We start from the raw sequence: 10,140 nt of genomic DNA on the forward strand, positions 1-10,140 counted from the left end.
CACTCCTCTTGTGAAGGACGTATGAGACACATGATCCGCCGCGCGGCCGTGCTCGGCGCGGCCACCGGACTGCTCACCGCGGCGACCCTCCTGGCCCCGCACTCAGCGACCGCCACCGGCGAGCTGCGGCTGTCGGGATACGACGCGGTGGTGGCGCCGGGGGCGATGCCGCGGTTCTACCCGATCGTCGAGTCCGGCACGACCCTCGCGGGGAAGGTCGTCGTCGCCGTCGGCACGCAGCCGATGACCGACCCGGAGGGCGCGGGAGCGGGCTTCCCGGCGGGATACCGCCCGGGCGTCGGCCAGTGCGCCCAACCCGCCGGGTACACCGGAGTCTTCGTCTGCGAAGGGGCCCCGTACCAGGCACCCAATGTCCTCGTCCCCGCCACCGCCGCGGACGCCACCCTGTACTGGGGCTTCGCCTACATACCGGCCGGCGGCGACCTCGCCGCGGCGGTGAAGGCGGCCCGCAGCGCGGGCTCCCGCCCGGCCGACGGGCGGCACGGCACCGGTAAGATCACCGTCAAGTCCCGCGCGCACGCGCTGCTGAACACCGTCGACTTCGACCTCCCGGCCGTCCCCGACGGCGGCACGGTCCGCCAGCGGCTCCGCGTCCACGCCAACGACGCCGGGAGGCTGCTGTTCCGTATCGACCGTGCCGAAGGGCAGTTCATCGCCTCGACGCCGCCCATCCGCGTCGGCAAGGTCGCCACGGGGCCGGGCGCCACCTGCGAAATCGGCCGGACGACAGTGCCGGACACCACCGTCAACCACCTCGCCTGCTTCCTCGAAGCCGGGGACCATGTCATCGAGTACGAACTCACCGGTGAGAAGGGGCAGTACGCGCAGAAGCTCCAGGCCTTCACCCGCTACGACATCTACGACCAGGGCGTCTGGGACGAGTCCGACGTCAAGCAGAGCAGCGCGCCGTTCGCTGTCCAGGGACGCACGGTCCGGCCCCACCACGGCCTGCTGGGCCGTGACACGACCGGCAGGATCTGGAAGTACTTCGGTACGGCCGAGGCCGCTCGGCCGTTCGGCGACCGGTACCAGGTCGGCCCCGGCTGGCAGACGTACACGACGGTCACCTCCCTCTCGCCCTTCCGGCAGGACCTCTACTACCGCGGTGCCGTCAGGCCGTCGGCCGTCACCCGGGGCACGGGTGACCTGGTCGCCCGCGATGGGTCCGGCACCCTCTGGTACTACGACCGCCAGTTCGTCAACGACACGCCGTACGCGACCCGCGTCCGCATCGGTCCCGGCTGGAACGCCTACGACCGGATCGCCGGGGCCGGGGACCTCGACCGGGACGGGCTGATGGACCTGGTGGCCCGTGACAAGTCCGGTGTCCTGTGGTTCTACGCAGGCACCGGCAGGCTCACGGACGGCAACCGCCTGAAGGCACGCGTGCGCGTGGGCGGCGGCTGGCAGGCCTACGACCGGCTGGCCGGCGGCGCGGACCTGAGCGGCGACGGACGCGCCGACCTGCTGGTCGGCGACAGGACCGGGACCCTGTGGCTGTACAAGGGCACCGGCAACGCCACCACCCCCTATGCCAACCGTGTCCGGATCGGCGGGGGCTGGCAGGCCTACGACCAGCTCGTCGTGACCGGGGACCTCACCGACGACGGACGCGCCGACGTTGTCGCCCGCGACAGGACCGGAACCCTGTGGCTGTACAAGGGCACCGGCAACGCCACCGCCCCCTTCACCGGCCGCGTCCGCATCGGCGGAGGATGGAACACCTACAACCAGCTCTTCTGACCCACAGTCTCAGGACACAAAGACCTCTGCGGCATGCCACCCGGACGCCGGGCGGCCACCGCACCACCGGGTCGCATGCCGGACGGGCCCGCACCAGATGGTGCGGGCCCGTCCAACCACCCCAGAGCCCACCGAGGGGGAATTCGGCCGAGCCCTGCCTCTACAGAGCGGTCCCATGCGCTCACCACCCCGCCTGCCCCCGATCCCCTCCTCCACACCCACGGAGTCGTCTCCGAACAGTCGTGCCGGTCACGGCGCCGCTCGGGACCGGGAACCCGGACCCGCTCACGTTTCGTCGGCGCCCTCCTGGCCACCGTGCCCCTCGAGCGCGGCCAGCCCGTCGCTCCAGCGGGTACGGCGCCCACCTATGGTCCCGCCGTGAAGTCCACGACCGCCGCGATGACGCCCCCGGACAAGGCAAGGGCGGCGGACGACGCGCCGGCGAACCCCAAGACCCCCGCAAAGCCCACGCGTATGAAGGCGACCCCCGCATCGACCTCGCCGCCCAGGCCCTCGCCACCGCGGCCCCCGGCACCCCCAAAGGCCGCATCGCCGCCCACCTCGCAGACCTCCACGGCCACACTCCCCGCACCTGGGAACGACTCCTGACCACCGCCGCGGCCGTCCATCACGCAGGCGACGACGATCCAAGCTGAGTGAAGTGTTCGGAAACGTGGTGATCAACAGGCTCGGAGGCGGGCGGCATGCCTGAGCGCGGGGTCGATATCGTGACTTGATGGGAACACCAGATTTCATCCTCGCGCTGCGCAACAAAATCGGAAACACTCCGCTGTGGCTCTCAAGCGTCACCGCGGTCGTCGTCAGGGACGACCAGGTCCTTCTGGCGAAGCGCGCAGACAACGGCGAGTGGACGCCAGTGACCGGGATCATCGATCCGGGAGAGCAGCCGGCGGATGCCGCAGCCCGGGAGGTTCTTGAGGAGACCGGCATCGTGGCAGTTCCGCAGCGGCTGGCGATGGTTCACGTCACGGACCCTGTCGTCTATGACAACGGGGACCAGACTCAGTATCTCGACCTGGTGTTCCGCTTCGGTTGGCAGTCCGGCGTTCCGCATCCCGCCGACGGCGAGAACACAGCTGCCGACTGGTTCCCGCTGGACGACCTGCCTCCCATGTCAGACGACATGCGCGAGCGAATCGCAGCCGCCCTGGCCGACGAGCAGACAGCCCACTACGTCTTCTCTCCGCCGTCACCCGGCGGCGCCTGAGAACCCGGCTCCAACGCGCCGTGTGAACAGGCACGCCCACGGCAGCCTGCCACTCTCGCGATGGACAGCCGACAGCAGCAGCTCGGTCAACCCATAACAGCCGAGATCACCATCGCCGCACAGCATGAAGCAGGCCTGGACCCGCTCGTCCTTGCTGACACCCGCCCAATGCCACTACTGCACCCAGTCACAGCCGGTCCCCCATACCACCCGCTTCGGCGGCAAGGGGGCCGGCCTTTTCTGCGCTCGCCGCACACCGGGCCGGTACGGCGCGGGATCAGCGTCCGTACCCCTTGCAGCACCACTCCCCCGCGCCCATGGGCGCCTGAATCTGCTGCGCCTGACGGCACAGCTGCCGCATCTGCGGCGCCTGACCGGTCGTCGGCTGCCGACGGCGGCGCCGTGGTCCTCTTCGGGCTCTTGCGGGGCTTGGCCGCCTTCCGGGGGGCCGTCCTGGTGGTGCGCTTCTTCGGGGTGCTCTTCGCCGGGCGGCGGGTCGTCGGCGTGGTCCGGCGGGTGGGCCCGGCAGGGGCGGGCCGTGCGGCTGTGCGCGCCCCCGCCGCGGCGGGCGCGGGAACGAGCGCGGTCCTCGCCGGGGCGCGCCCCGGAGGAGCGGCGGGCCGGGGCGGCGGGGCGGGGGCCGGGGTGTGCGGGACTGCCGGTCGAAGGCGCTCGTGATGTGCACGCCTGCGGAGTCCGCAGCGTGGGAGGCGGAGGCCCGGCCCGTCTGCTACGCGGTCTGGCGGTAGGCGTCGTGGGCGGCGCGGCACTCGGGGCAGCGGCATCCGGCGTGCCGGTGCGCGGCTTCGGTGCCGTAAGCGAACTCAGAATCGCGTCCGGCGGTGAGGGCGGCGTCGAGCTGTTCGCCCCAAGCGCCGTCATACCGTCTGAATCCGTAGACCCTGTGCACGCTGAGGCCCAGGGCCCGGCACGCGTCGGTCAGGTGCTCGCCAGCCGCGAGCCGACGAAGAAGGTCGGCGCGCCGCGACGGAGGGAACGTCGCCTCGGCAAGCGCGGACGCCACCGCCCGGAGGGCACCGGCCTCCACAAGGACCACCGCGGCCTCGGCATCGACCGCACGGGAGGAGCGGTGGGTGTCGGCCGCCGCGCGGATGAGCCGGCCGCACGGGCACGGTGGTCCGGAGCGCCCTGGTGCTCTCTTGGCCCGTACCGGGATCGGGAGTGGTCATACCCGCCCAACGGCCGCCCTGGGGCCCGGTCACGGGGACGCTGCGGGGCCGTGGAACGGCACCGCGCCCGCCCGGGAGCCCGGACGGGCGCGGCGGGGGCGGGCAGGTCAGGCGGGGGTCTTGAAGGAGAAGACAGGGTGGTCGATGTGGTGGTGGATGACGTCCACGCCGTATTCACCGCCCCAGTCCTCCCAGACCAGCCGGACGACCGTTTCGGCTACGGCCACGCTGCTTTACCGGACTACGGCCTGGGGCACGGACTGGCTTCTTGCGTCTCCGGTCGTTCCTTGGTCTGTCTTGAGCAGGTAGGGCTTCGAGTGGCCGAGGACTATTCGATTGCGGGCCTGCCTGAGGCTTGGGACGGTTCGGGGGTCGTGTGCATCGCGCTGAGGAGGCACTCTCGTGGCTGTCGTTCTAGAACGTCGTCTGGCCCTTCTCGGGGGCGGCTTCTCCACTGATGCCGACGGTCTTCTCGACGACTGGGTACTGGACCAGGTGTCCGTACCCTGTCCCAGGGTGTGTTTCGTTCCGACAGCCAGCGGTGACGCTTCCGGCTACATCGAGCAGTTCTTTGAGGCGTTCGGGTCGCGTTCGTGTGAGACAGGCGTCCTGCAGCTGTTTCGGCGAGAGCTTGATGACGAGGCCCTGCGCGTGTTCCTGCTTTCTCAGGACGTGATCTACGTGGGTGGGGGCAACACCGCGAACATGCTGGCCGTCTGGCGCGCGCACGGCGTGGACCGGCTGCTTCGTGAAGCCTTCGACCGCGGTGTTGTGCTGTGCGGCATCAGCGCTGGTGCCAACTGCTGGGCCGAGGGCTCTCACACCGATTCCTTCGGCCCGCTGACCCACCTCGCCGACGGACTCGGGCTGCTGCCCGGCTCGGTATGCCCGCACTACGACAGCGAACCGGGCCGGCGGACGTCCTACCGGACGGCAGTGGCCACCCGTGCGCTTCCGGCCGGCTGGGCAGTGGAGGACGGAGTCGGCGCCCTGTTCACCAACGGCCACCTGAGCGACTGCGTGACACGCACACCCCAGGCCCGGCTCTACCGCGTAGACCCCACACCAGACGGCGAAGCCACCGAACGCGCCCTGTCCTGCCGCCTGCTCACCTGAATGCCACAGCCCAGTCAGCCGACACGGACCAGTGAGGCAAGCAGTTCCGCCCAGGACACCATCACGTAGTCCGGTCAACGACTCGGTGACGGCCGCCCTGGCATGTCACCGTGCCCGCGGACCAGACGGCCCGCGGGCACCTCTTCGGCCAAGGCGCGCAGTTGGACGGCGGTCCGGTGGATCAGGGTCAGGGTTCCGGGGGTCTTGAGGACGTGGGCGTGGACGTCGTCGTCCAGGCCGGTGCGGAAGCGCATCGTCGGCGGGGTTGCGCAAGGCGTGGCGGAGGTCGAGGTAGAGACCGTCGGTGACAAGGTCGTGGACGCCCGTCGTGCCGGACGCCGATCGAGGAGATGGCGGCGGCAACCAGGCCTCGCCCGGGAAGGTATGTGGCCGCATGCCGACCACGATCCCGGCCGGGCCGCCGCCCCGGTAAGACTTGCCCTTTGCCTCCAGGAACACGCAACGGACAACGAGACGGGGCGTGCCGACGGACGGTGGCGGAGGCCCCTGCGGAACGAGAGGTTGGGCGGCCCGGCGGTACTGCGTCCCAGAGCGCGTCTGGGCTCCGGGTCTGACCCGTGCACGCCATATCGGCAGTCCCGAACCCGGTGTACAGAATTGGCACCCTGGCGTAATCGAGAGTCGCGTATTCCTTGGCCGGTGAGGGCTCGTGGTCACCATGAGTGGCCGTGGGGAGCGTAGCGACTCCAGGTCCCTCCGGCTTCTGCGACGAGGCGGGCGTTCAGGCCACTGGGCGGATCCGGCCGCCGGTGGCCTGTCGCAACGCGGCTTCCAGCCGGTCGCGGGCCTCGGTCTGGGCAGCGATCCGTTCGTTGAGGACCGCCAGCCGTTCCAACGCGACCCGCAGACCCTTCTCCGAGGGCGGCGCGGCGGCCACATCGCCGTCCAGGCACGGCAGGAACACCCGCACGTCGTCCAGGGTGAGCCCGGCGGCCAGCAGGTAGCGGATGTTGCGGACCCGCACCACCGCCCGCTCGCCGTAGATGCGGTAGCCGTTGGGGGCCCGCTGCGAGGAGATCAGTCCGGCCTGCTCGTAGTGCCGCAGCGCACGGGCGGTTGTCCCGGTCGCCCCGGCCAGCTCACCGATCCGCACGCATCCCACCCCCCGGGCCACTCCTATCACGCCACGACCGCTCCACCGTCGACCGGGAGTACCACTCCGGTGACGAACGACGCGGCCGGTGCAGCAAGCTGGGTGACTGCCCAGGCCACCTCCTCGGCTCGGCCGATCCGGGCCAGTGGGGTGTGCGCCAGCTGCCACTCCCGCACCGCTGCCATCCGCTCCGGCGTCAGGCCCTGGTGCTCGCCGATGGGGGTGTCGATCGCGCCGGGGGCGACCGCCACCACCCGGATCCCGCGGGGTGCCAGCTCAACCGCCCAGCTGCGGGTCAGCAGCTCCAGAGCGGTCTTGGTAGCCGCATAGACCGAGCTGCCGGGCCAGGCACGCTGCCCCACCGACGTACTGACATTGACGATCACCCCGCCCGACTTCTCCAGGAGTGGCAGCGCGGCCTGGGCCAGCAGGATGGGGGCGACGAGGTTAGTGGCAAGCTGAGCTGTGATCATCTCCGGCGTCAGCGTGCCGAGGGCGCCGCTGCGCACGATACCTGCGTTGTTGACCAGCACGTCCAGCCGGCCGTGTGTCTCCAGCACCTCCCGGATGATCCGATCCGGCTCGCCCTCGGCGGTGATGTCGGCGGCCAGCGGCGTGATCCGGTCGTGCCCGGCCCCGGTCTCCTTGAGGGGCTCGGTCCGCCGTCCGATCGCGACCACGTGGGCGCCCTCAGCGGCGAAGGCACGGGCGGTGGCCCGGCCGATCCCGGTGCCGGCTCCGGTGACGGCGACGATCCTGCTGTTCTGCGGTGCGGTGTTGTTCATGCCGGTCATCGTGCAACCCTGCCGCCAGCGGCAAGGTCAAGCAGCGCCTGACGGGCGATAGTCACCGCCGGTGGTCACCGGGGGCATAGTGACGCCATCTCGTTGCCCCTTTGGCGCGTACCTCGGTCACACCCCAACCCGTCGGCCACTCCGTCAGCGGGCGCCACGTCCCCCTCCGGTTCCCCGCTATTCCACCCCGAGAATCCGTGAACCCGTCGGCTTGGCGCCGTGCCGACTTCGACCACATGGTCCAGCTCGGCTGGGCCCGCTCCCCGCAGTCGGTCGAGGTCCGCTTCGGCACCAGCCGGGTCGGGGCCGCCAACATCGCGCTCTACACCACGGCGTCCGTCGACGCGGTGCCCGCCGAACACCCCGAGGTCGACTGGGAGCAGCTGCGCAGCGCGGAGAAGGGCCGGCGCTCTCCGCTCGCGGCACTGCGCCCGCAGCCGGCGCCCGTACCGGCGTAACGCTCCGGGGTCCGTACGCCCGCCCGCGCCCCGCACCGCCCGGAAGGGCGGCCCGGGGCGCGGGCGTTCTTGCGTGCCGCTCACGCGAGCCCGGCCGCCGGCTCCCACAGAGGCCGGGCACGCCCGGTCCCGGCGCAATGGAAGCAGCAACCGCCGCCCGGGGTGCTGCGGGCACCGATAGTGCCGGCGGCGTGCCGGAAGAGCCGGGCGAGGCCCACCACGTGCGCCTAGTGGAACGGGAGGTCCTGGCGTCTGCCGAGCGTGACCTCCAGCGCAACGCCGGGGCCGGTGAAGTGTGCGTGAGGCAGGTCCCCGGTCATCGCGCGGAGCGTCTCGTTCACCTCACGCATCGACTCCGCGCCGGTCAGCTGCACCCGGGTCGCGAGGATGGTGTCGGCGGCCGCGGTGAAGGACAGCAGCCCGGCCGGGCGGGTGAGTGGTCCGACACGGCCCACGGGATCGGGATGGGTTTGCTGGAGCCGGACCAGGGCGTGCCACAACTCGCCCGGCAGATCCTGGGGTGCGGTCTCTTCTCGGCTACGTCTCATACGGCCCTGTGTAGATCCAGCGATGAGCTGTCACCGTCGGATGGACCCGCCCGTCCCGCCCAGTGGCGCGGTGACTTCGAGACTGATCCCGCTGTGCGGCCTGGTGGTTGCCGACCGCACAGCGGGTTTGTGGGGTCAGGTCCGCCGGCGGAACCAGCCGCGGCCCCTCTCCGGCCCGGGGTCGTCCTCCGGCTCCGGCGGCGCGGCGGCGGCGCGGCGGGCGGCTTCAGCGGCGACTTCCTCGCGGGCGACGTCGTCGGCGCGGCACGGGCCGCACACCAACTTGTCCCCGGCCCGTACGGCGGTCCGGTGCACGGTGGTCTCCTCCCAGCGCTCGTCGCTGAACTTCCGCCCGCACCGTCGGCACACCGGACGCTGCGCCTCCCGCTCAGCGGCCCGGCGCCGCTTGTCCTCCGCAGCAGCGCGGGCCTCTTGGGCGCGGTAGAGGGTGTGGCCGTCGGGGTTGTCGAGCGCATCGGTCAGCGTCTGCTCCCGGCTACGTCCCAGGCGCCGCCACACCGCCGCCCCGGCGTCGTGCTTTTGGAGCTGTTCCAGGGTGGTGACGACGACGGGCACCGCCTGGCGGTAGTCCCGCGCGGTGATGGCCTTCTCGTAGAGGGATTCGTACCGGCGCGGCGCCCAGTAGCGTCGGCCGGCCTCCTCCAGCACGGTGACCGTGTTGGCGACCTTCGCTTCGGTGGTGTCGGCGAACACGAACGCGAGGGGGGCCAGGCCTTCGCGGCCGGTCGGCGGGTAGGCCCGGCGCCACAGCCGCTGCTTGTGGTCGACGTGCTCGACTCCAAGGGAGACGTCGGCGCCGGGGTCGAATGGCCCACGGGCTGTGACCAGGGCTCGGCCAGAGAAGTGGGCAAGTACGCCGCCATGCTGCCAGCGGTGGACGGGGGCGCGTTGTCCGGTACGAGCCGCCAGGCTCCGTTGACGCATACGCCGAGCGGCCCGCACCGAACTCGGTGCGGGCCGCTCCTCCACCCAAGGACCCGCCGGAGGGGGAAGTTCCGGCAGGCCCTGCTTCATACGAGCGCCCCCAAGCGCTCACGACCCGCATGCCCCGCAAACCGGCCGCCACACCTGCCGGTCGCTCAGGATCCCGGGCGCAGGACGGTGCCGGGAGGAAGCGGGCGAGGAACGCGAGGCTTGCCGCAGGGATGTTCTCGCGCTGGGTGACGCTGCTTGTTGAGCCGTACTTCGCCGGGTGGGCCCGGCACGAGGCTCAGGTCCCGTAGGCCGTGAATCCGGCGGGGGTGTCGGGGATGAGGCGGGAGAGGTCGTAGGCGGTGGGGAACAGGCCGGCAGCGATGAGCAGGAGCTGCAGGGGCTGATCGCGCAGGTTCGCCACCGCTGTCCTGTGGTGCGGGGTGTTCTGGGGGGTGGGGTTGAAGAGCATGCGCAGGCCGGCCACGTCGGTGAAGGACAGATGTTCCAGGTCCCACAGCAGGTCGATCACGTCGGCCGGCAGCCGGTTCACGGCCGCGCGCAGCGGGGACAGGGTGTAGAAGTCGATCTCACCGTGCGGAGTGAGACGTGCGCTGGTGCCGGTGATCGTGGTGGTGACATTCATACTGGGCGCGCCCCCTTCCAGGGGTCGATGAGCCCACAGACGAAACACCCCGAGTTCCTGGAAGAGGGGGTGGACGACGATGGCGGGGCCCGGGTGCCCGGAGTGAGGGCAACTCCCGAGTCCCAAAGGCCGCCGCCCGTAGCGGCAGCCGATCTCATGTCCTTCCACCGTCCCACACCCGTGCGCGAAACAATGAACAGATCACACTGTTGCTGTATGACAAGTCTCCAGGTCAGCGCGACGCGTCTTATTCTCCGACCAGGCCGGCTCCTGCGTGGCCGCCGCACGGATGAGGGAGACAGGGTGCCAGCGCCGATCCACGCCGGCCTCCACCTCGGCCTGCTTCAAC

The 10,140-nt window shown here is 71.2% G+C and carries 11 protein-coding genes; 4 read left to right on the plus strand and 7 right to left on the minus strand.

The window, feature by feature from the left end; all coding sequences use genetic code 11:
• Nucleotides 1-21: 21 nt before the first annotated feature.
• Together ACIQKA_RS33865 and ACIQKA_RS33870 are read left to right on the plus strand one after the other, a co-directional pair.
• Nucleotides 22-1,764, plus strand: coding sequence for an FG-GAP repeat domain-containing protein (locus ACIQKA_RS33865; protein ID WP_402543270.1), 1,743 nt, complete (start codon nucleotides 22-24; stop codon nucleotides 1,762-1,764).
• Nucleotides 1,765-2,500: 736 nt separating this feature from the next.
• The gene (locus ACIQKA_RS33870; RefSeq protein WP_402543271.1) at nucleotides 2,501-2,992 is read left to right on the plus strand and encodes an NUDIX hydrolase; all 492 of its coding nucleotides are present in this window, start codon (nucleotides 2,501-2,503) and stop codon (nucleotides 2,990-2,992) included.
• A gap of 730 nt (nucleotides 2,993-3,722) precedes the next feature.
• Here ACIQKA_RS33870 and ACIQKA_RS33875 read toward each other — a convergent pair.
• Complete coding sequence (locus tag ACIQKA_RS33875) at nucleotides 3,723-4,016, minus strand: hypothetical protein (RefSeq protein WP_402543272.1); 294 nt, start codon at nucleotides 4,014-4,016, stop codon at nucleotides 3,723-3,725.
• A 568-nt stretch (nucleotides 4,017-4,584) separates the two neighbouring features.
• Here ACIQKA_RS33875 and ACIQKA_RS33880 point away from each other — a divergent pair.
• Nucleotides 4,585-5,298: a Type 1 glutamine amidotransferase-like domain-containing protein gene (locus ACIQKA_RS33880; RefSeq protein ID WP_402543273.1), complete on the plus strand. Its 714-nt coding sequence runs from the start codon at nucleotides 4,585-4,587 to the stop codon at nucleotides 5,296-5,298.
• Nucleotides 5,299-5,372: 74 nt separating this feature from the next.
• Here the strand turns inward: ACIQKA_RS33880 and ACIQKA_RS33885 are convergent, their stop codons facing one another.
• From ACIQKA_RS33885 to ACIQKA_RS33895, 3 genes are all read right to left on the minus strand, one after another.
• Nucleotides 5,373-5,552, minus strand: coding sequence for a hypothetical protein (locus ACIQKA_RS33885; RefSeq protein ID WP_402543274.1), 180 nt, complete (start codon nucleotides 5,550-5,552; stop codon nucleotides 5,373-5,375).
• Between the two features lie 488 nt (nucleotides 5,553-6,040).
• Nucleotides 6,041-6,412: a MerR family transcriptional regulator gene (locus tag ACIQKA_RS33890; RefSeq protein WP_402543275.1), complete on the minus strand. Its 372-nt coding sequence runs from the start codon at nucleotides 6,410-6,412 to the stop codon at nucleotides 6,041-6,043.
• Between the two features lie 26 nt (nucleotides 6,413-6,438).
• On the minus strand, nucleotides 6,439-7,206 hold the full coding sequence (locus ACIQKA_RS33895) for an SDR family NAD(P)-dependent oxidoreductase (protein WP_402543276.1): 768 nt from the start codon (nucleotides 7,204-7,206) through the stop codon (nucleotides 6,439-6,441).
• A gap of 197 nt (nucleotides 7,207-7,403) precedes the next feature.
• On the opposite strand from ACIQKA_RS33895, the gene ACIQKA_RS33900 reads away from it, so the two are divergent.
• A complete protein-coding gene (locus ACIQKA_RS33900; protein ID WP_402543277.1) occupies nucleotides 7,404-7,664 on the plus strand; it encodes a hypothetical protein in 261 nt (86 codons plus the stop codon).
• Nucleotides 7,665-7,891: 227 nt separating this feature from the next.
• Here the strand turns inward: ACIQKA_RS33900 and ACIQKA_RS33905 are convergent, their stop codons facing one another.
• The 3 genes from ACIQKA_RS33905 to ACIQKA_RS33915 all read right to left on the minus strand — a co-directional run bounded on the left by ACIQKA_RS33905 (nucleotide 7,892) and on the right by ACIQKA_RS33915 (nucleotide 9,791).
• Nucleotides 7,892-8,212: a hypothetical protein gene (locus ACIQKA_RS33905; RefSeq protein ID WP_402543278.1), complete on the minus strand. Its 321-nt coding sequence runs from the start codon at nucleotides 8,210-8,212 to the stop codon at nucleotides 7,892-7,894.
• 135 nt (nucleotides 8,213-8,347) lie between these two features.
• Entirely contained in the window at nucleotides 8,348-9,157 is an 810-nt protein-coding gene (locus tag ACIQKA_RS33910; protein ID WP_402543279.1) for a hypothetical protein, read from the minus strand.
• Nucleotides 9,158-9,443: 286 nt separating this feature from the next.
• Nucleotides 9,444-9,791 carry an STAS domain-containing protein gene (locus ACIQKA_RS33915; protein ID WP_402543280.1) on the minus strand — a complete coding sequence of 116 codons (348 nt, stop codon included), beginning with the start codon at nucleotides 9,789-9,791 and terminating at the stop codon, nucleotides 9,444-9,446.
• Nucleotides 9,792-10,140: the final 349 nt, after the last annotated feature.

It is taken from the genome of Streptomyces sp. NPDC092045 (assembly GCF_044756005.1).
Lineage (GTDB): Bacteria > Actinomycetota > Actinomycetes > Streptomycetales > Streptomycetaceae > Streptomyces.

Excerpts from the sequence above, each read along its gene's own strand:
- ACIQKA_RS33865 (WP_402543270.1), top strand. The coding sequence starts at position 22 with ATGAGACACATGATCCGCCGCGCGGCCGTGCTCGGCGCGGCCACCGGA.
- ACIQKA_RS33870 (WP_402543271.1), top strand. The coding sequence starts at position 2,501 with ATGGGAACACCAGATTTCATCCTCGCGCTGCGCAACAAAATCGGAAAC.
- ACIQKA_RS33885 (WP_402543274.1), bottom strand. The coding sequence starts at position 5,552 with ATGCGCTTCCGCACCGGCCTGGACGACGACGTCCACGCCCACGTCCTC.
- ACIQKA_RS33895 (WP_402543276.1), bottom strand. The coding sequence starts at position 7,206 with ATGACCGGCATGAACAACACCGCACCGCAGAACAGCAGGATCGTCGCC.
- ACIQKA_RS33905 (WP_402543278.1), bottom strand. The coding sequence starts at position 8,212 with ATGAGACGTAGCCGAGAAGAGACCGCACCCCAGGATCTGCCGGGCGAG.
- ACIQKA_RS33910 (WP_402543279.1), bottom strand. The coding sequence starts at position 9,157 with ATGCGTCAACGGAGCCTGGCGGCTCGTACCGGACAACGCGCCCCCGTC.
- ACIQKA_RS33915 (WP_402543280.1), bottom strand. The coding sequence starts at position 9,791 with ATGAATGTCACCACCACGATCACCGGCACCAGCGCACGTCTCACTCCG.